At 64.9% G+C, this 18,683-nt stretch carries 27 protein-coding genes; 18 read left to right on the top strand and 9 right to left on the bottom strand.

The features are described from left to right. Positions 1-291: 291 nt before the first annotated feature. Genes pgmG through AC0KVN_RS20135 form a run of 3 tightly spaced genes read right to left on the bottom strand, consistent with a single transcriptional unit; the run spans position 292 to position 2,958 of the window. Positions 292-1,674: a phosphoglucomutase/phosphomannomutase PgmG gene (gene pgmG, locus AC0KVN_RS20125; RefSeq protein ID WP_435567876.1), complete on the bottom strand. Its 1,383-nt coding sequence runs from the start codon at positions 1,672-1,674 to the stop codon at positions 292-294. A gap of 19 nt (positions 1,675-1,693) precedes the next feature. Then, a complete protein-coding gene (locus AC0KVN_RS20130; RefSeq protein WP_004209210.1) occupies positions 1,694-2,152 on the bottom strand; it encodes a J domain-containing protein in 459 nt (152 codons plus the stop codon). Beyond that, on the bottom strand, positions 2,152-2,958 hold the full coding sequence (locus AC0KVN_RS20135; protein ID WP_004209209.1) for a division plane positioning ATPase MipZ: 807 nt from the start codon (positions 2,956-2,958) through the stop codon (positions 2,152-2,154). Before AC0KVN_RS20135 ends, AC0KVN_RS20130 begins: the two co-directional genes overlap by 1 nt. Positions 2,959-3,066: 108 nt before the next feature. Between AC0KVN_RS20135 and panC the strand changes: the two genes are divergently transcribed. Next, entirely contained in the window at positions 3,067-3,912 is an 846-nt protein-coding gene (gene panC, locus AC0KVN_RS20140; RefSeq protein ID WP_435567875.1) for a pantoate--beta-alanine ligase, read from the top strand. 15 nt (positions 3,913-3,927) lie between these two features. Here panC and AC0KVN_RS20145 read toward each other — a convergent pair whose 3' ends face one another. The 4 genes from AC0KVN_RS20145 to hemE all read right to left on the bottom strand — a co-directional run bounded on the left by AC0KVN_RS20145 (position 3,928) and on the right by hemE (position 6,454). Further along, positions 3,928-4,056 carry a hypothetical protein gene (locus AC0KVN_RS20145; RefSeq protein ID WP_268746425.1) on the bottom strand — a complete coding sequence of 43 codons (129 nt, stop codon included), beginning with the start codon at positions 4,054-4,056 and terminating at the stop codon, positions 3,928-3,930. 172 nt (positions 4,057-4,228) lie between these two features. After that, on the bottom strand, positions 4,229-4,834 hold the full coding sequence (locus AC0KVN_RS20150; RefSeq protein ID WP_435567874.1) for a hypothetical protein: 606 nt from the start codon (positions 4,832-4,834) through the stop codon (positions 4,229-4,231). Positions 4,835-4,952: 118 nt separating this feature from the next. Then, a complete protein-coding gene (locus AC0KVN_RS20155) occupies positions 4,953-5,393 on the bottom strand; it encodes a CopD family protein (RefSeq protein ID WP_010335790.1) in 441 nt (146 codons plus the stop codon). Beyond that, positions 5,393-6,454, bottom strand: a complete 1,062-nt coding sequence (gene hemE, locus AC0KVN_RS20160; RefSeq protein ID WP_435567873.1) for a uroporphyrinogen decarboxylase — start codon at positions 6,452-6,454, stop codon at positions 5,393-5,395. Before hemE ends, AC0KVN_RS20155 begins: the two co-directional genes overlap by 1 nt. Positions 6,455-6,745: 291 nt before the next feature. Here hemE and AC0KVN_RS20165 point away from each other — a divergent pair, with 291 nt between their 5' ends. From AC0KVN_RS20165 to AC0KVN_RS20220, 12 genes are all read left to right on the top strand, one after another. After that, positions 6,746-7,573 (top strand): pyruvate, water dikinase regulatory protein, encoded by an 828-nt coding sequence (locus tag AC0KVN_RS20165; RefSeq protein ID WP_026108809.1) that lies wholly within the window; start codon positions 6,746-6,748, stop codon positions 7,571-7,573. Further along, positions 7,570-8,163, top strand: a complete 594-nt coding sequence (locus AC0KVN_RS20170) for a Maf family protein (RefSeq protein ID WP_435567872.1) — start codon at positions 7,570-7,572, stop codon at positions 8,161-8,163. The genes AC0KVN_RS20165 and AC0KVN_RS20170 overlap by 4 nt, the downstream gene beginning before the upstream one ends. After that, positions 8,160-8,984 carry a shikimate dehydrogenase gene (gene aroE / locus AC0KVN_RS20175; protein ID WP_435567871.1) on the top strand — a complete coding sequence of 275 codons (825 nt, stop codon included), beginning with the start codon at positions 8,160-8,162 and terminating at the stop codon, positions 8,982-8,984. Before AC0KVN_RS20170 ends, aroE begins: the two co-directional genes overlap by 4 nt. A gap of 11 nt (positions 8,985-8,995) precedes the next feature. Beyond that, positions 8,996-9,589: a dephospho-CoA kinase gene (gene coaE, locus AC0KVN_RS20180; protein WP_037508908.1), complete on the top strand. Its 594-nt coding sequence runs from the start codon at positions 8,996-8,998 to the stop codon at positions 9,587-9,589. A 32-nt stretch (positions 9,590-9,621) separates the two neighbouring features. Then, on the top strand, positions 9,622-10,323 hold the full coding sequence (gene dnaQ, locus AC0KVN_RS20185) for a DNA polymerase III subunit epsilon (protein WP_004209199.1): 702 nt from the start codon (positions 9,622-9,624) through the stop codon (positions 10,321-10,323). Between the two features lie 71 nt (positions 10,324-10,394). Continuing rightward, entirely contained in the window at positions 10,395-10,991 is a 597-nt protein-coding gene (gene hpf, locus AC0KVN_RS20190; RefSeq protein ID WP_004209198.1) for a ribosome hibernation-promoting factor, HPF/YfiA family, read from the top strand. A gap of 130 nt (positions 10,992-11,121) precedes the next feature. After that, on the top strand, positions 11,122-11,589 hold the full coding sequence (locus AC0KVN_RS20195) for a PTS sugar transporter subunit IIA (protein WP_010335784.1): 468 nt from the start codon (positions 11,122-11,124) through the stop codon (positions 11,587-11,589). Continuing rightward, the gene (locus AC0KVN_RS20200; protein ID WP_004209196.1) at positions 11,549-12,046 is read left to right on the top strand and encodes a PaaI family thioesterase; all 498 of its coding nucleotides are present in this window, start codon (positions 11,549-11,551) and stop codon (positions 12,044-12,046) included. Before AC0KVN_RS20195 ends, AC0KVN_RS20200 begins: the two co-directional genes overlap by 41 nt. Further along, entirely contained in the window at positions 12,039-12,389 is a 351-nt protein-coding gene (locus AC0KVN_RS20205) for a DUF1491 family protein (protein WP_037508905.1), read from the top strand. Before AC0KVN_RS20200 ends, AC0KVN_RS20205 begins: the two co-directional genes overlap by 8 nt. A 175-nt stretch (positions 12,390-12,564) precedes the next feature. Further along, entirely contained in the window at positions 12,565-13,236 is a 672-nt protein-coding gene (locus tag AC0KVN_RS20210) for a cell wall hydrolase (RefSeq protein ID WP_435567870.1), read from the top strand. A 103-nt stretch (positions 13,237-13,339) separates the two neighbouring features. After that, the gene (locus tag AC0KVN_RS20215; RefSeq protein WP_435567869.1) at positions 13,340-13,846 is read left to right on the top strand and encodes an MmcB family DNA repair protein; all 507 of its coding nucleotides are present in this window, start codon (positions 13,340-13,342) and stop codon (positions 13,844-13,846) included. A 19-nt stretch (positions 13,847-13,865) separates the two neighbouring features. Next, positions 13,866-14,240 (top strand): hypothetical protein, encoded by a 375-nt coding sequence (locus tag AC0KVN_RS20220; protein ID WP_270091771.1) that lies wholly within the window; start codon positions 13,866-13,868, stop codon positions 14,238-14,240. A gap of 18 nt (positions 14,241-14,258) precedes the next feature. Here AC0KVN_RS20220 and AC0KVN_RS20225 read toward each other — a convergent pair whose 3' ends face one another. Then, positions 14,259-14,897 carry an ankyrin repeat domain-containing protein gene (locus AC0KVN_RS20225; protein WP_037519366.1) on the bottom strand — a complete coding sequence of 213 codons (639 nt, stop codon included), beginning with the start codon at positions 14,895-14,897 and terminating at the stop codon, positions 14,259-14,261. Between the two features lie 44 nt (positions 14,898-14,941). On the opposite strand from AC0KVN_RS20225, the gene AC0KVN_RS20230 reads away from it, so the two are divergent. Genes AC0KVN_RS20230 through AC0KVN_RS20245 form a run of 4 tightly spaced genes read left to right on the top strand, consistent with a single transcriptional unit; the run spans position 14,942 to position 16,980 of the window. After that, entirely contained in the window at positions 14,942-15,595 is a 654-nt protein-coding gene (locus AC0KVN_RS20230) for an SCO family protein (RefSeq protein WP_278394512.1), read from the top strand. Positions 15,596-15,598: 3 nt separating this feature from the next. Then, positions 15,599-16,024, top strand: a complete 426-nt coding sequence (locus tag AC0KVN_RS20235) for a YcgN family cysteine cluster protein (protein ID WP_435567868.1) — start codon at positions 15,599-15,601, stop codon at positions 16,022-16,024. Beyond that, on the top strand, positions 15,981-16,715 hold the full coding sequence (locus AC0KVN_RS20240; protein WP_416341362.1) for a M48 family metallopeptidase: 735 nt from the start codon (positions 15,981-15,983) through the stop codon (positions 16,713-16,715). The genes AC0KVN_RS20235 and AC0KVN_RS20240 overlap by 44 nt, the downstream gene beginning before the upstream one ends. Positions 16,716-16,719: 4 nt before the next feature. Then, on the top strand, positions 16,720-16,980 hold the full coding sequence (locus AC0KVN_RS20245) for a hypothetical protein (RefSeq protein ID WP_004209188.1): 261 nt from the start codon (positions 16,720-16,722) through the stop codon (positions 16,978-16,980). On the opposite strand, the gene trhO is transcribed toward AC0KVN_RS20245, so the two are convergent. Continuing rightward, positions 16,977-17,801 (bottom strand): oxygen-dependent tRNA uridine(34) hydroxylase TrhO, encoded by an 825-nt coding sequence (trhO, locus tag AC0KVN_RS20250; RefSeq protein ID WP_313228626.1) that lies wholly within the window; start codon positions 17,799-17,801, stop codon positions 16,977-16,979. The genes AC0KVN_RS20245 and trhO overlap by 4 nt on opposite strands. Before the next feature lie 64 nt (positions 17,802-17,865). Between trhO and pdeM the strand changes: the two genes are divergently transcribed. Beyond that, positions 17,866-18,525: a ligase-associated DNA damage response endonuclease PdeM gene (gene pdeM / locus AC0KVN_RS20255; RefSeq protein ID WP_435567906.1), complete on the top strand. Its 660-nt coding sequence runs from the start codon at positions 17,866-17,868 to the stop codon at positions 18,523-18,525. Positions 18,526-18,683 lie beyond the last annotated feature (158 nt).

Consider the following 18,683-nt stretch of genomic DNA (forward strand, 5'->3'; position numbering starts at 1 on the left):
TTTTTCGCTCAATTGCCCGGATTTCGGCCGGCTGGACGCTACGGCAAGTGCCGCCCTGTTGCGTCAACGTCACAGGTCAAAAAAAAAGCCGCCCCAAGGGACGGCTATGAAGTTTTAGGAGAGGATGCCTGAAAGGCGAGTTCCTTTTGCGGCCAGGCGGCGTTCGTCGCAAATGCGAAACATGATGGCGCGATTGCGTTTCATGCAACCGGTGTCATAAATCCATGTTTCCCTAAGGGAAATTCCGCATGAAATAATGATAGCGATATCAATTTTGCGCGCTGCGATAGGCTATTTCGCCGCTTGCAATCGCTGATCGACGCCCGAATCACGCAAATGGGATTCGATTTCTGCCAACAGGCGCGCCAATCCCGCGGCATCCGACGCCTCCGCCCGCGCGGTCAGCGCATTCTGGGTGTTGGACGCGCGCAGCAGCCACCAGCCATCGATGGTGCGAACGCGTGCGCCATCGATCGATTCCACGATTGCGCCGGATGCAACCAGCCGGTCGCGCAGGTCTTCGATGATCGCGAACTTGCGGTCTTCCGGCACGGCAATGCGGATTTCCGGCGTGTTGACCATTTCGGCCATGTCACCGCGCAGGTCGGTGACGGTGCGGCGCAACCGGGCAGCCGCGCGGATCAGGCGAACGGCGGCATAGAGTCCATCATCAAAACCGTAGAAATCGTCGGCGAACATGATGTGGCCGGTCATCTCGCCACCCAACGGACTGCCAATCTGCTTCATTTTGGACTTGATATGGCTGTGCCCGGTCTTCCACAGCACCGGCTCACCGCCCAGCCGCGCAATCTCGTCGAACAGGGCCTGGCTGGCCTTCACATCCGCGACGATCGGGGCGCCGGGACGATCCTTCAGCACGACCTGCGCGAACAGGCCGAGCAGTTGGTCGCCCCAGATGATCCGGCCCAGGCCATCGACCACGCCGATCCGGTCGCCATCGCCATCGAAAGCCACGCCGAAATCGAGCTTCCTGGAGAGGACAAGGGAACGAAGATCGGCCAGATTCGCTTCTTCGGTAGGATCAGGATGATGGTTGGGAAAATTGCCGTCTACATCGGTGAAGAGCAGATGATGCTCACCCGGCAGGAGTTGCACCAGCTTCTCCACGACCGGCCCTGCGGCGCCGTTTCCCGCGTCCCAGCCAATCCGCCAGGCGGCGCCGTCAAAATCGCGCACCAGCCGTTCGATATAGGCCGGCATGATATCGACATCGCGCACCCGGCCTTCGCCCGCCAGCCAGTCGCCGGCCGCCGCCATCGCGCCGAGCTGCTGGATCGCCTCGCCATGAAAGGGCGCATGATCCAGGACCAGCTTGAAACCATTCTGATCTGCGGGATTATGGCTGCCGGTCACCTGGATGGCGCCCGCCACGTCCAGTTCGGCCTCGGCATAATAGAGCATCGGCGTGGGACCGAGACCGACACGCAGCACATCGACGCCGCTGTCGGTGAGGCCGCGCACCAGCGCGCCCTCCAGCATGGGCGAACTCAGCCGCCCGTCATAGCCGACCGCGACCGCTAATCCACCGGCGCGCCGCACCCAGGTCGCGAAACTGCGCCCCAGCGCATAGCCCTCCGCTTCCCCGAGCATCGGGCCGACAACGCCGCGCATGTCATATTCGCGCAGCAGGGTCGGGTGGAAGCGATGGGCCATATAGTCCTTTCTGGGGCAATCAGCCGGCGGACGGACGATCCCGCTCGGCAAGGTCAGCGAGCAACAGGTCGCGCGCGGCATTGATCTGGGCAGCCAGCGCTTCGGTTCCACCCTTGTCGGGATGGACCGAGGCGATCAGGCGGCGATGTGCGGCGCGGATATCGGTCGCGCGGGCATCCGCCGACAGACCGAGCAGGGCGCGGGCGCCCTCCACGTCGGCCCTGTCAGTCTGCACCGGCGGCGCAGCCTTGCGCCTGGCGCGGTTAGCGCCCTTCTTCGCCTTGCCCTGCGACGCGAAGAAGAGAGCCGCGCCCAGCAGGATCGGCGCGCCGAGCGCCGGCTTGCCCTTGGCCGCCAGCACCGCGCCGACCAGCGCCGCTCCCAATGCCATGCCATCCTTGGTCGACATGCGCTGCAATCTCCCGGTCCAGATGAGCCAGCCCGCCAGGCCGATCAGCACCAGCGCGATCAGCCCCATCAGGCGGCGCCGAGCATGTCCACGGACGCGGCATGATCGCCGGTCGGCAGGGCTAATCCGGCTACCATCTCGCGCAATTCCTGGCGCGCGGCGATATGGCTGATGCCCAGGTCGCCCAGATGCCCCTTGTCGAGCAGGGTCAGGCCCGAGGGGAAGAGTTCGCGGAAGATGACGCGCTCCGACAATCCGGGAATGACGCGGAAGCCGACCCGGCGCGACAATTCCATCAGCGCATCGCCGACGCGCTTCTTGTTGCGGGCGTCATGATGCTGGACGCGGTTGCGCAGCACCACCCAGTCGATCGACACGCCATCGGCCTTGGCGCGCGACTTGCGCGCTTCGAAGATGAGTTCGGAATAGAAGGACAGGCGGCGCACCCGGAAGGTTTCGGCATCGACCTGGCCGATCAGGTCGAAATCGACGAAACTGTCGTTCATCGGCGTGACCAGCGTGTTGGCGCGGGCCGCCATGTGCCGGGCGAAATCATCGTCGCGGCCGGGCGTGTCGACGATCAGGAAATCCTTGCCCTCGGCAACCGCCGCCGCCTGTTCGTCTAGCGCGGCGACATTGTCGCCCTGAAACACCGCAAAGTCCGGCGCCGACAGATCGATGCCGCGGCGGCGCGCGGTTTCGGCGCGGTTTTCCATATAGCGGGTGACGGTGCGCTGGCGCGGGTCGAGATCGATCAGGCCGACGCTATGGCCGAGCGCGGTCAGCGCGATCGCCGTGTGGACGGCGGTCGTCGACTTGCCGGTTCCGCCCTTTTCATTGGCGAAGACGATGAGGTGCGTTTGCGCGTTCGCCATCGGACCTTGATAACCCCGTGTTTGTCGCTCTAGATTCTTGACGGTCCCGTGGCGCGAAGCCTAGCAGGACGCCCCTGTGTCCCTGCCCTTATCGGAGCCCCTCGTCCCGTGCAAATTCTCCGTGACCTTCCCGCCCTGCGTGCCGCCGTTGCCGCGCTGAAGTCCGACGGAAAGAAACTGGCGCTGGTCCCCACCATGGGCGCGCTGCATGACGGCCATATGGCGCTGGTCGAGGAAGCCCGCCGCCATGGCCGCCATGTCGTGGTGTCGATCTTCGTCAATCCACGCCAGTTCGGCCCGAACGAGGATCTGGATGCCTATCCCCGGCGCGAGGCGAAGGACGCGCAGCTGCTGCAGGCCGCCGGCGTCGACATATTGTGGGCGCCGAGCGTCGAAGTCATGTATCCGGCCGGCTATGCCACCAATATCCGGGTGTCGGGGGTCAGCGAAGGGCTGGATGGCGCGGCGCGGCCGGGCCATTTCGATGGCGTCGCCACCGTCGTAACCAAGCTGTTCAACCAGGTCGCACCCGATGTCGCGATCTTTGGCGAGAAGGATTATCAGCAGCTCGCCGTGATCCGCCGGATGGTTGCCGACACCAATCTGGACATCGAGATCATCGGCATGCCGACCCAGCGGGCCGAGGATGGTTTGGCGCTGTCGTCGCGCAACGCTTATCTCAGCGAGCAGGAGCGCAAGGACGCGCTGGCGCTGCCGCGCGCTCTGGGTGAGGCGAAGCGGCAGATCGAGAAGGGCGAGCCGGTCGAGGCGGCACTGGCGAAGGCAATCGCCACGCTGGCGACCCATGGTTTCGACCCGATCGACTATGTGACCCTGTGCGACGCAGACAGCCTGGAGCCGATCGCAACGTTCGACCGTCCGGCACGGCTGCTGGGCGCTGCGAAGCTGGGCAAGACCCGGCTGATCGACAATATCGCGGTCGATCTGGTCTAAAGGCCCGGCCTGACCTCAGCTCAGACGCTTGAGCAGGACACAGCCGAGGACGAACAGGCCGACCACCGCCCAGCCCTCCCAGGTGCGGGGACCATAGCCCCAGCCGATACGCTTGGGGCCGAACCAGATGCGCGGGTCATTCATGGGCGCCTTCCGCTTAACTTCGCACATTTCCCGCACATTTTGACATTATGTTGCGCGGGGGCGATCCTATTCGCCTGTCACCCGATCGGCGACACTCCCGCTATAGCATGGTCATGGCGGCGTAGGACAGCAGCCCGAGGGACCGGGGCGAAGGCCCCGATCCCCCTGTCGATCAAAGTGCGCCAGCGGCCGGAGCAGCGGTGCCGGCTTCGACCGGAGCCGGGGTCGCGGCGATCGGCGCGGGCGTCACCGCCGCGCTGTCGACCGAGAAGGCCAGATCCTCGTCCAGGAAGGCGGGGATGATCGAGCCCGACGGGATGTTGGCGCTGGTGCCGGTGGTAAAGAAGCCGGCGACCGGGATCAGCGCGATCGCACCGACGACGCCGGCGGTGCCGGTCACGCCCTTGTCATTGAAGGTGCCGGTCAAGCGCACCTGCCGGCCCCCCAGCCGGACATAGAGCACGCGGCCCTCAATGAAGCCGGACTTGCCCCACATGCCCTTGTTCCGGACGCTGGTGATTTCCGCGATGCCGGGCGTGCCGGCGGGGATCACCACATTATTACCGACCATCACGGCTTCGGCGGTCTCGATATTGACGCGATCGCCGACCTTCACCGCCTTCTTCTTGGTGGTGAGTTCCACCAGCGTGCGAACGGGCACCTTGGCACCGGCGCGCAGGACATTGCCATCGACGGCAGGCGCGATGGTGACGGCAGGCTGCTGCGCAGCCGCCATCGGCGCGGCCAACGCGGCCGCGCAGAAAAACAGACGAATCATGATACCCCCACAGAAAGTCCGCAGGATGCGGACCGGCGGAGGCAAAGCATAGTCCGAAGACTTGCGCCATAGGCCAAGTAAAGCGCCCGATCTTTTCGGACGCTTTACGCTACGACCGTCAGAAGGGGCGGACGATCACCATGATGACGATCACCGCCGCGGCAATGCCGGGCACTTCGTTCAGCATGCGCAACTGCTTGTCGGCCAGGCTGCGCTGACCGCGCGCAAGCTTCTTTGCATAGCTGGCGATCCAGCCATGATAGCCCGACAGCGCCAGGACGAAGAGCAGCTTCAGGTGGAACCAGCCGAAATGCCAGGCGCCGATTTCCACCATCAGCATCAGGCCGAAGACCCAGGTGAGGATCAGCGACGGGTTGAGGATGATCTTGAGCAGGCGCGTCTCACGCTCGATCCAGCGCTGGTCCTCCGCCGAGCCCGGCACGGTTTCCTGATGATAGACGAAGAAGCGCGGCATCATGAACAGCCCCGCCATCAGGAAGATGACGAAGATGACATGGGCGGCCTTCACCCACAGATAGGCAGCGCCGAGATAGGGCATCAGCGTGTCTCCGTTCCGCGCACATAGGCGATCAGCGCCTCGACATGGGCGATCGGCGTGTCGGGCAATATGCCATGGCCCAGGTTGAAGATATGGGGCCGGCCGGCAAAGGCGGCGCGCAAGTTATCCACAGCCTGTTCCACCGCCTGACCGCCGGCAATCAGCGCCAGCGGATCGAGATTGCCCTGCACCGGAAGCCCGGCGGGCAGCGCCTGGTTCGCCCAATGCGGGTCGACCGTTTCATCCACACCCACCGCATCGACCCCGGTGCCGATCGCATAGGCCGGCAGTTTCGCGCCGGCACCCTTGGGAAAGCCGATCACCGGAATGTCGGGATGGAGCGCCTTCAATTTGCGGACGATCGCGGCATTGGGCTCTATCACCCAGCGTTCGAACTGGAGCGGGGCGAGGCTGCCGGCCCAGCTGTCGAACAATTGCACCGCTTCCACGCCGGCCTCGATCTGGCCGGAGAGATAGATGACGGTGGCATCGACGATCGCGTCGATCAGCGCGGCGAAGCGATCGGGCTGTTGATAAGCTATGCGACGCGCAGCGCCCTGGTCCTTGCTGCCCTGTCCCGCGACCATATAGGTGGCGATCGTCCAGGGACTGCCTGCAAAGCCCAGGAAGGTCACCGACGGGTCGAGAGCAGCCTTCACCTGCCGCACCGTTTCATACACAGCCTCATAGCGGCTGAAATCGGGTTTCAGCGCCGACAGGTCGGTCTCCGCCAGGATCGGGGCGAGACGCGGGCCTTCACCGGCTTCGAACCAGAGATCCTGTCCCATCGCATAGGGGACGATCAGGATGTCGGAAAAGAGGATGGCGCCGTCGAAGCCGAAGCGGCGCAGCGGCTGGAGCGTGACCTCTGCCGCGGCGGCGCTGTCATAGACCAGTTCGAGGAAACCGCCCTTGTCGGCCCGGAGTGCGCGATATTCCGGCAGATAGCGGCCAGCCTGGCGCATGAGCCACATTGGCGGGACGGGCGGCACCGCGCCGCGCAATACGGAAAGGAGCGGCTTGGCGCTGACTGCGCCGGCGTGAGCGTCGGGACCCGTCATGAACTCTCTACTTTATAAAGATATTTAAAAAGGAATGTTGAGGTTGTTGGGCTGTTGGTTCGGGGGTTTATGCGCTGTCCCCGCTTTTGCCAACAGCTTGACTCCTGGAGTCACGCGATTCCGCGGCGAGTCATCTGAATCATCCCCATTACCCACAGGCTGTGGATAAGATTCCGGCCCTGTTGAGAGGCTGTGGATAAGATTCCGCTTTCTGGGGACGAAATGGGGCTGCAAAGTTATCCACAACTCTATCCCTTGCTTTATCCACAGGGGACTCACAGAGATATGCCTGTGTCACGTATCCATCTTCACCTGCTTTCGGACTCCACCGGCGAGACGCTGGAGAATATCGCCAAGGCGGCGATCGGCCTGTTCGAAAATGTCGAGGCGATCCGCCATTTCTGGCCGATGGTCCGATCCGAAGTGCATCTCGACCGGATCATGGAGGAGATATCCGCCCATCCCGGCCTGGTGCTGTTCACGCTCACCAACCATGTGCTGCGGCGGCGGCTGGAAACGCGCTGCCGCGCGCTCGGCCTGCCCCATGTCGCTGCGCTCGATAGCGTGGCCGATGCCCTGTCCAACATATTGGGGCAGGAAACCCGGACCCGGCCGGGCCGCAAGCATATCCTCGACGAAGCCTATTTCGCCCGGATTGAGGCGATCCAGTTCACCATCGCCCATGATGATGGCGTGGGGCATGAGAATTGGGAGGAGGCCGATATCGTCCTGGCGGGCGTGTCGCGCGCGTCGAAGACGCCGACCTCCATCTACCTCGCCAATCGCGGCTACAAGACCGCCAATATCCCGCTGGTGCCGGAATCGCCGCCGCCGCGCAGCCTTTATGGCCTGAAGCATCCGATGGTGGTGGGCCTCACCATCAGTCCCGAGCGGCTGATCCAGATACGGCGCAACCGGTTGCTGTCGCTCAACCAGGCGCCCGAGACCGCCTATGTGGATAGCGACAAGGTGCAGGAGGAACTGGCCTTTGCGCGGCGCATGTTCGCCGACAATGGCTGGCCGGTGATCGACATGACCCGCCGGTCGATCGAGGAAGCGGCCGCCGCCATCATCAACCTGTTCAACGACCGCGAACTGGCGGAAGGAAATGAAGCATGATCGTCCTAGCCTCGCAGAGTGCCAGCCGGCGCGCCATGCTGAGCGCGGCCGGCGTGCCGTTCGAGGCGCTGTCGCCCGGTGTGGATGAAGAGGCCGCCAAGGAAGCATTGCGCGCCGACGGCCATGACGGCCGCGCGCTGGCCGATGCGCTGGCGGAGCTGAAGGCGCTCAAGGTGTCGCGCCGCGTGCCGGGGGCGCTGGTGCTGGGCTGCGATCAGACCCTGACTCTCGACGACGGGACGATGATCGACAAGGCGATCGACAAGGAGGATGCCGCGCGCATCCTGGGCCTGCTGTCGGGCCGGGTGCATCATCTCCACAGCGCAGCGGTGATCGTGCTCAACAATGAACCGATCTGGCGCCATGTCGAGCGGGTGCGGATGACGGTGCGGATCCTGTCCGACGGATTCATCGACTCCTATCTGGAGGGCGACTGGGACGAATGCCAATGGTGCGTCGGCTGCTACCGGATCGAGGGGCCGGGCGCGCAATTGTTCGCCAGGGTGGAAGGCAGCCAGTTCGGCATCCAGGGCCTGCCGCTGCTGCCGCTGCTTGACTTCCTGCGCATAAGGGGCGTTCTGGCGTCATGACCGACAAGCTCCCTTATGCCGAGGTGATCGGCGATCCGATCGACCACAGCAAGTCGCCCCTTATCCACAATTTCTGGCTGCAGGCGCTGGATATCGAGGCGGAGTATAAGAAGACTCATGTGACGCCCGAGGGGCTGTCCGCCTATTTCCTGCAGCGCCGGGCCGATCCCGACTGGCTGGGCTGCAATGTCACCATTCCCCACAAGATCGCGGTGATGGACTATACCGACGATCCGGGTGGAGTGCGCGACCGGATCGGCGCGATGAACACCATCGCCAGCGAGACCGCCGGGCCGCTGATCGGCACCAACACCGATGCCGGCGGGTTTCTGCAGCCGCTGCTGCGCGACAAGTGGAAGGGGCGCCATGCGGTGCTGATCGGCGCGGGCGGCGCGGCGCGGGCGATCCTGTTCGCGCTCACCAGCCTGGGCGTGCCGGACATCACGATCATGGCGCGAGACCCGGCCAAGGGACAGGCGCTGCTCGACCGGGCCGGGGTGAAGGGCAAGGTGATCGGCATGACCGATGCGCTGCCGGCCGCCGACCTGTTGGTCAACAGCACGTCGCTGGGCATGGTCGGCCAGCCGGCGCTGGATCTGGACCTGTCGCCGCTGCCGGCCAGCGCGACCGTCTATGACATCGTCTATGCGCCGCTGGAGACGGGCTTGCTGAAGGCGGCGCGTGACCGGGGCCTCAAGACGCTGGACGGGCTGGAAATGCTGATCGGCCAGGCGGCGCTGGCGTTCGACATCTTCTTCGATGCGGAGGCACCGCGCGAACTGGACGCGGAACTGCGCGCGCTGCTGCTGGCGGCGGACTGAACGGCGACGGGGTGAAGATTTACGGCCTCACCGGCTCGATCGGCATGGGCAAGTCGGCGGTCGCGGCGATGTTTCGCCGCGAGGGCGTGCCGGTGTTCGATGCCGATGCCGAGGTGCATCGGCTGCAGGGGCCGGGCGGCCGGCTGATCCCGGCGATCGAGGCGCGCTTTCCCGGCACCACCGGGCCGCAGGGCGTCGACCGGGCGAAGCTGGGCGCGGCGGTGTTCGGTCATCCCGCCGAATTGAAGGCGCTGGAGGCGATCGTCCATCCCGCCGTGGGCGAGTCGCGTCGGCGATTCCTCAAACGCCATCGGTCGCGCCAATTCGTGATCCTGGACGTGCCCTTGCTGTTCGAGACGGGCGGCCACCGGCGCATGGCGGGCATCATCGTCGTCAGTGCGCCCGCCTGGAAACAGCGGCGGCGGGTGCTGGCCCGGCCGGGCATGACGGTAGCAAAATTTCGTAGAATCCTGCACTTGCAGCTGCCCGATGCTGAAAAGCGGCTAAGGGCGGACTATATCATCAACACGGGTACGACATTTGCCGCAACCCGGGCACAGGTCAGGCGTCTGGTCGCTTGCCTTGGCGCCCGGACAGGCAGATAAGTAGAGTCATAGAGAGTCGGTTCAAAAGGGCGATGCGCGAGATCATTTTCGACACCGAAACGACGGGATTTGATCCGGCATCCGGCGATCGGCTGGTCGAAATCGGGTGCATAGAGCTTATCAATCGCGTGCCGACCGGCCGCACCTTCCACGCCTATTATAATCCACAGCGCGACATGCCCTCCGCCGCCGAGGCGGTGCATGGCCTGTCGAGCCAGTTCCTGTCGGACAAGCCTTTGTTCCGCGAGGGCGTGGCCGAACTGATGGATTTCCTGGAGGACAGCCCGCTGGTCGCGCATAATGCGCGCTTCGACTTCGGATTCCTCAATCACGAATTGAAGCTGTGCGCGCGCGACGCCGTGTCGATGGACCGGATGATCGACACGGTCGCAATCGCCCGCACCCTGCATCCCGGCGCCAAGCACAGCCTGGACGCGCTCTGCACCCGGTACGGCATCGACCGCAGCCACCGCGTCAAGCATGGCGCGCTGCTCGACGCCGAACTGCTGGCGCAGCTCTATGTCGAATTGACCGGCGGTCGTCAGATCGGCCTGGGTCTTGCACAGGAGGAAGAGAAAGAGATCGTCAGGGTGGAACTGACGGAAACCGCCGTTGTTCGCCCTGTTCGTCCCGCGCGCGTCTTCACGGCGAGCGCGGAGGAGCTGGAGAGGCATGCTGCTTTCGTCGCGAAGCTGGATAAGCCGCTCTGGCTCGAGGAGGCGCCGCCGGCCTGAACCTGCCGGCGTTTGCCACGTGCCAACCGGGCCGCTGATCCGGCGTCCCGGCAAGAATAAGGAGAAGGCATATGGATATCCGTGTTTCCGGGCATCAGGTCGAGACGGGCGAGGCGCTCAAGCAGCACGTCAGCGACCGGCTGGAAGCGATAGCCGAGAAATATTTCTCCCGCACGATTTCCGCCCAGGTGACCTTCCGACCGGCCCCGCATGGCGCCTTCCATTGTGATATCGTCTGCCATGTGATGACCGGCCTGATCCTGAAGGGCGCCGGCGAGGCGCAGGAGGCGCATCCCGCCTTCGACCAGGCATCGGACCGGATCGAGAAGCAACTGCGCCGCTATATGCGCCGCCTGAAGGACCGCAGCATCCAGGCCGCCGCTGCCGAGGCGCAGCGCGCCAATGGCTATAGCGTCGATGATATCGACGGCGCGGGCTATACCATCTTCGCCGGTGCCGCCGACGAGGAGGCCGAAGTGGCCGACGCGCCCCTGATCGTCGCCGAAACACGGGTCGACATTCCCGAGGCCAGCGTGTCCGATGCGGTGATGATGCTGGACCTGCGCAACACCAATGCGCTGCTGTTCCTCAATGCCGGCACGTCGGCCTATAATATGGTCTATCGCCGTCAGGACGGCACGATCGGCTGGGTCGAGCCGCGCGGCTGACCCCCTGCCAAGCCGGGCCGCCTGTTGACCTCCGGGTGCAGGCGGCCTATGGGGCCGGGCTTTAGTTTCTCCGAGCAACGCGCATTTTTTTCGACAGGCTGGGCGCGCCTCGGCTGCCCCCGGAAGTAAAATGGTGCATTTCAACGATATTGTCTCGCCGGACGCGCTGGCCACCGAGGTGACGGTGAACGGCAAGAAGATGCTGTTCCAGAAGATCGCGGCTCTGGCGGCGCAATCCTATGGAGTGGATGCCGAAGCGGCCGCCGATGCGTTGCTGGAGCGCGAGCGTCTGGGCTCTACCGGCTTCGGTGGCGGCGTTGCCATTCCCCATGCCAAGCTGCCGGGCCTCGATCGCATGTGCGGCGTGGTCGTGCTGCTCGATCCGCCGGCGCCGTTCGACGCGGTTGATGATGCGCCGGTCGATGTCGTGTTCGCGCTGCTGTCGCCGCAGGACAGCGGTGCCGAGCATTTGAAGACGCTGGCGCGTGTATCCCGCTATCTGCGCGACGAGGCGCAGGTGACGCGCCTGCGCGGTGCCAAGTCGGCCGAGGCGCTGCATGCGCTGCTGGCCGGTGGTGAGGCGCGTGACGCCGCCTGAGGCCGCCGCGCTCGCCAGTGGCGAGGCGGCGCATTTTCGCGCGCTGGAGCATCTCTACAACAGCGCGCCGATCAACGACCTGTTCCTGTCGACCCTGCGCGTGCCGGAACCCGGCCGGTCGGTGATCGATTTCGAGGTCGACGAGCGGCATTTCCATGCCGCCGGCGCGGTGCATGGCACCGTCTATTTCAAGATGCTGGACGATGCGGCCTTTTATGCCGCCAACAGTCTGGTCAGCGATCGTTTCCTGCTGACCACCGCCTTCAACCTGCTGTTCACCCGGCCGATCGGTCCCGGAAAGCTGCGCGCCGAGGGGCGCTGGATCAGCGGCAAGCGCCGCGTCTATGTCGCCGAGGCGAGCATCCTCGATTCGGACGGGGAAGAGGTGGGCCGGGGCACCGGCACCTTCATGCGATCGCAGATTCCGCTGTCATCGCTGCCGGGATATCATGGCTGAGGACAGCCCGGCCGCGCGGCTGACCAGCGCGATGCTGGTCGGCGCGCTGGTGAAGCGGGTGAATGCCGCCGGCGGCTTTGCCATGATATTGGCCAAGGGCGATCAGATGAGCGGTGTCATCCTGGTCCAGGTGATGGACAAGGGGCGGGAATCCGCAATTTTCGAACGGGTATCGAACTTTCGCGGCGGCCATGCATTGATGCGCTGTGGACCCCCTGCGGAAGAGGGGCCGGAGGCGTTCGCCGCCTATGCCGAACGCCGGCGCAGATCGGACCCCGACCTGTGGCTAGTGGAGCTTGATATCGCGGATGCGGAACGGTTCGCCGCTGAAACGATCTGCTGATCGTTGACTCCTTGCACGCGCGCGGGCAATGGCGGCCGACGCTGAACGCGCAGGTTGCCTGCATTCGTCCATGGGGGGCGGGCCGGTAAACACGCAGACGGGGGGCGGCCGAACGTCACAGAATATCGGTTACAATCGACGTTTCTGGCCAATAACCGCACGATTTTGAGCAATAATGAGTTTTCGTCTGAAGGCCGCGATCATCGCGGCATTTACGCTGTCGGCCGCTGCGGCTGTTACGGCGTCGGACATGTCGAGTGCCAGCGAGGCCTCCCTGTCCACGGTTTCTCTTCCGGAAACCGCCGCGCTGACTAGCGCACCCACGGTCGGCACCAAGCCCGCCGTCGTTTTTGCTGCGCCGCAAGAAGTCGCGCAGTCGCTGGATTCCGGCTCCAAGGCTGGCAGCAATTTTTCGACCGATATCGAGCCCAAGGCCGAGACCCTGGCAGCCCTGGTTGATGCGCAAGGCGCTCCCGAGGATGTCGAAGGCGACATGAAGTGCCTGGCCGGTGCAGTCTATTTCGAATCCAAGGGTGAAACGCTGGAGGGCCAGCTGGCCGTTGCCCGCGTCATCATCAACCGCGCCAAGTCGGGCCGCTTCGCCAGCAGCCTGTGCGGCGTCATCTATCAGCCGAGCCAGTTCAGCTTCGTGCGTGGTCACGGCATGCCGCCGATCAACATCGCCAGCGATTCCTGGCGCGAGGCCGTCGCGATCGCGCAGATCGCCCTGGACGACAGCTGGGACAGCCAGGCCGAAGGCGCACTGTTCTTCCATGCCCGCCGCGTGTCGCCGGGCTGGGGCAAGACCAAGCTGGCGTCGATCGACAATCACGTCTTCTATCGCTGATCCGCGCTCACCGCGCGACAGTGACGCCCTTTTGAAGGCCGGTTCGGACCCCATGTCCGAATCGGTCTTTTCTTTTGTTCCCTTCCTGTTCTAGTTTGGTGCCATGACCATCCAAGACGCCGCCCAAGACGCCGATCGCTGTTCACCGCTGACCGACGGGACCGCGCTGGCAGTTGCGCGCGGCACGCTGCGCCTGTTCCACCGCCATGACATGAACGGCATATTGGAAGTGCCGCTGCCCAATGGCCGGCGGGCCGACATCATGGCGATCGACACTGCCGGGCGCCTGACCATCGTCGAGATCAAGTGCAGCCGGGCGGATCTGCTGGGCGACATGAAATGGCCGGATTATTTCGACTATTGCGACCGCTATTTCTGGGCGGTGCCATCGGGCTTCGACACCAGCCTGTTCGACAGCGAGGCGCTGTGGCCGGCCCGCACCGGCCTGATCGTCGCGGACCAATATGATGCCGAACTGGTGCGCGCCGCGCCGTTCGAGCCGCTGGCCGCCGCCCGGCGCAAGGCAGAGACGCTGCGCTTCGCCCGCCGCGCGGCCCGCCGCCTGTCGGCGCTGGCGGACCCGGATTATGCGGCGGAACTGGGCTGGTAATATCAGAAAAGGATGGTAGATGCGCTCGCATCTGGAATTTCGATCGGCAGTTTATGCAGACGATGGGGCGGCCATTGCCCAGGTTCTGGCCGAACACCTGCCTCATTATGGCTTTCAAGCCCAGCCGATCATTCAGGAGGATTGGGGCTGGTGCGTTCCGATCGCGCATGAGGCCTTCTCACTGTGGATCGGATGCGGCCACTATCTGGAATATCCTGACGGTGTGCTTTGTTTCATCGAACCTTCACGGCCCTTTGTGAGACGTTGGTTTCGTCGCATAAGCACCATTGAGCCGGTGGAAAGGCTGGCTGATGCCCTAGAGGCGATTGTCGAAGCCAGTGGCGAAGCGAAGCATATCCGCTGGTGGACTGATGAGGAAGTGGCCGCGGGCTAAGCACGGCCACCCAATGTTTCAGAAAACCGGACCCTGGACCGGGCCCTTGGGCGCTGCGGCGTTGGCCTTGGCGGAATCGAGCGCTTCGACCAGGCCGGGGGTGCGGCTGTCGCGCTCGGCATAGTCGCGGGCAGACATGCCGGCGATGGTGTCGCGCTTGTCCGCATTGGCGCCCTGCGCCACCAGCAGGCGGACCAGGCCGATGTCGCGCAGTTGCACCGCGCGGATCAATGCGGTCTCGCCGCTGCCATTGGTCTTGTCGACCTGGGCACCGCGGGCGAGCAGCAGGCGCACGCCTTCCTCGTACCGGTTCTGCACGGCGAGCAGCAGCGGCGTGGTGCCATTATTGTCGGCAAGGTTCGGATTGGCGCCCTTCGACAGCATGAAGTTGAGCCATGTCGTGTCGCGGCGGCCGATGACGATGTGCAGCGCGGTTTCGCCGGTGGTGACGTCACGGCTGTTGATGACGGTCGAACCGGGCTTCTGCAGCAGTTCGGTCGCCTTGTCGCCGTCAGCGTCCTTCACCGCCTTGAGGAAGTTGTAATTGTTGGAAAACTGGGCCTGGGCCGCAACCGGGGCCATCAGTGCCAGGGTGATGGCGGCAGGCCGCGCCAGAAACAGCCAGGTGGAAAGTCCGCTCTTCATCCCAATCTTCATCGTCGCGCGCCCCGTTCGATTTGCAAATCGGCCCATAGCAAGGCATGGCAGGCGACACCATGAACAAAGCGCTGATCTCGCTCGCCCTGCCGCTTCTGGCCTTGCTGACGGCATGCAATATGGGGGCTGGTGGCAACGCATCAAGCGGCGAGAGCGAACAGGGCAATCTGGTCGGTGCGCGCATCGGCGCGCCCTTCACCCTGACCGACCAGGACGGCAAGACCGTGCATTGGGACGATTATAAGGGCCAGTATCGGATCGTCTATTTCGGCTACACCTATTGCCCGGATGTCTGCCCGGTCGATCTGCAGCGGATCATGCAGGCGTTCAGCGCCTTCGAGAAGGCAGCACCCGCCCGCGCCGCGAAGGTGCAGCCGATCTTCATCAGCGTCGATCCCAAGCGGGACACGCCGGCGGTACTGAAAACCTATGTCGCGGCCTTCCACCCGCGCCTCGTCGGCCTGACCGGCACGCCGGAGCAGATCGCGAAGGTGGCCAAGGACTTCGTCGTCCTCTACAATGCGGAAAAGCCGGAAGGGGCGAGCGACTATCTGGTCAGCCATAGCCGCACGCCCTATCTGTTCGGGCCGGACGGCAAGCCGATCGCACTGGTGCCGGTGGATGATCCGGGCACGCCGGACGTGGACGAGGGCGCACCCGATATCGTGCGCGCCTTTCTCGAAAAATGGGTCAAGTGACATTTGGACTTCTGGGACAAGCCCCTCGACAAGCTGAACCGCGCCGAATGGGAAGCGCTGTGCGACGGTTGCGGCAAATGCTGCCTGCACAAGGCGGAAGATGAGGACACGGGCCGCATCTATCCGACCAATGTCGCCTGTCGCCTGCTCGACCGGCATAGCGGCCAATGCACCAACTATCCCGACCGGCGGCGGTTCGTGCCCGATTGTGTGCGACTGACCCCGGCCAAGGTGAAGCAGATCAACTGGCTGCCGCGCACCTGCGCCTATCGGCTGCGCGAGGCCGGCCTGCCGCTACCCGACTGGCATTATCTGGTCTGCGGCGATCGCGAGGCGGTGCATCGGGCCAAGGAATCTGTGCGCGGCTGGACCGTGGCGGAGGCCGATGCCGGCGATTGGGAACATCATCTTGTCGACCGAGAGCTCTGAGGCAGAAATACTGATCGATGGCGTCGCCATGCCGGTGCGGGTGCGCCGGTCGGCGCGGGCGCGCGCCTACAAGCTGACGATCGACGGGCTGCGCGGTGAATTGCGGCTGTCGCTGCCGGCGCGGGCGAACCTCAAGCGCGCGCTGGGTTGGGCGCAGGGGCATGAGGATTGGGTCCGGGCGCAGATGGCGGTGACGCCGGCGGTGACGCTGCTGGGTGACGGCGCGACCTTCCCGCTGGAGGGGCGCGAGGTGCGCATCTGCTGGCTTGCAGGGGCGACCCGCACGATCCGGCTGGAGGACGACCGGCTGATCCTGGGCGGGGCGGCGGAATCGGTCGGTGCGCGGGTGCTGCGCTGGCTGAGGACACGGGCCAAGGCGGTCCTGGAGGCGGAGACGCTGGCGATGGCGCAGGATCATGGCCTGATCGTCGCCTCGGTCGGCACCGGCGACACGCGCAGCCGTTGGGGCAGTTGCACATCGACCGGGGCGATCCGCTATAGCTGGCGGCTGATCCTGGCGCCGGCCTGGGTGCGGCGATCGACCGTGGCGCATGAACTGGCGCATCTGCTGCACATGGACCATAGCCCGGCCTTCCACGCGGCCCATGCCCGCATCTATGGCGAGGATCCGCGCCCGGCGCGTGCCTGGCTGAAGGCGCATGGGGCGGGCCTGCACCGCTATCAGGCCTGAACCGATGGCGCGCCGGAAACGCTATCTGACCGCCACCATGCCGGACGGCTATGTGAAGAAGATCGGGCCGACCGCCGACCCCTTCACCCATTATTGGCGGATCGTCGCCATACTGGAAAATGGCAAGACCGAAGTGTTCTGGGGCCACACCCGTTCGCTGGCCGAGGCGAAGAAGAAGCGCGCCGCCGCGCCCGATGGCGCGCGGATGCGAGGATGGACATCCTATCAGTTCGAGATGGTCGAACTGGTGGAAAGCGCGGATTAGCCCCGATGCGGCCAGGCGCCGTCGGCGTCGCCGCCGGGGCAGTCATGGTCGGTATCACGCGGATAGGGCAGGCCGCAGGCGCTGCAGGTGGCATAATGGCCCTGTTTCAGGCCATGGCCGACCGCGACCCGCTCGTCGAAGACATAGCAGTCGCCCTGCCAGCGGCTCTGCGCTTGCGGCATTTCCTCCAGATAGCGCAGGATGCCGCCCTTGAGGTGATAGACCTCGTCAAAGCCGCGCGCCTTGACCAGCGCGGTCGATTTTTCGCAGCGAATGCCGCCGGTGCAGAACATCGCGATCTTGGGGCTGCGGCCTTCATCGCGCAGCTTGGCGGCGAAATCGTCGAACCAGGCGGGAAATTCGCGGAAGGAGCGGGTGGCCGGGTCGATCGCATTCTCGAACGTGCCGACTGCCACCTCATAGGCGTTGCGGGTGTCGATGATGACGGTGTCGGGATCGGCGATCAGCGCGTTCCAGTCCGCGGGATCGAGATGCACGCCGGCTTGATGGGCGGGGTCCAGGTCGCCCGCGCCCAGGGTCACGATCTCCGCCTTCACCTTGACCTTCATCTTGCCGAAGGGCGCGCTGTCGGCGGTCGCATATTTGACGTCGACGTCGGCGCAGCCGGGCAGGGCGCGGATATGGGCGACCAGCCGCTCGATCGCGTCGGCCGTGCCCGCGACCGTGCCATTAATGCCCTCGCGCGCCAGGATCAGCGTGCCGCAGGTGCCAAGATCGGCGCACAGCGCGCGCAGGTCGGCAGCAGTTGCCTGCGGGTCGGCGAAGGTGGCGAAACGGTAGAGGGCTGCGACGGTGAACATGGGAGCCCTATAGGCGCTGGCGCGCATACTTGAAAGCCGGGCGAAGAGGGCGCATAGCCGGGTGATGGTTCCCCTTTCGTTCGCAGGTCATGATTTCCTGGCTTTGCCGGAGGCGGCTTTGTTCTGGCCGGCGCAGGGCGCGCTGCTGGTGGCCGACCTGCATTTCGAGAAGGCGAGCTGGTATGCGCGCTTCGGCCAGTTCCTGCCGCCGCACGACAGCGCGGCGACGCTGGACATGATCGAGGCGCTGGTGGCGCGCACCGGCGCGCGGGCGATCTGGTCGCTGGGTGACAGTTTCCACGATGCCGATGGCGCGGCGCGGCTGGACCCGCGGGCGCGGGCGCGATTGCAGGCGCTGACCGAACGGCTCGACTGGCTGTGGATAACTGGCAATCATGACGTCGGCGTGGCGCAGATGCCGGGCGGACGCCGCGCGGTCGAGGCGGAGGTGGACGGCGTCTGGCTGCGACATGAAGCCGACCCGGCCGACCCCCGGCCGGAGATATCGGGCCATTTCCACCCCAAGCTGCGCCTGTCGCTGCGCGGCCGGCATGTATCGCGCCGCTGCTTCGTCGGATCGCCGACCAAGCTGATCCTGCCGGCGCTCGGCGCGCTGACCGGTGGGCTGGATGCGGGCCATGGCGAGATACAAAAGGCCGTCGGACCGGGTGCAATGGCGTTGATACCCGTTTCCAACCGATTGCTGCGCTTTCCGCTGACGTAAGCAAACGCTACGGAAACCGGGCGTTAAATTGTTGCTGCTAGGCAACAGGGTCATGCTGCCATCATCACGCAACTGCGGAAAAAGCCCGGAATCACGCGATATATTGCGTTATTCCGACTGTGGCAGCATAATCGCGCATAGTCCCGACCCGGCAAAAA

This window comes from Sphingobium sp. SG1, from assembly GCF_057063145.1.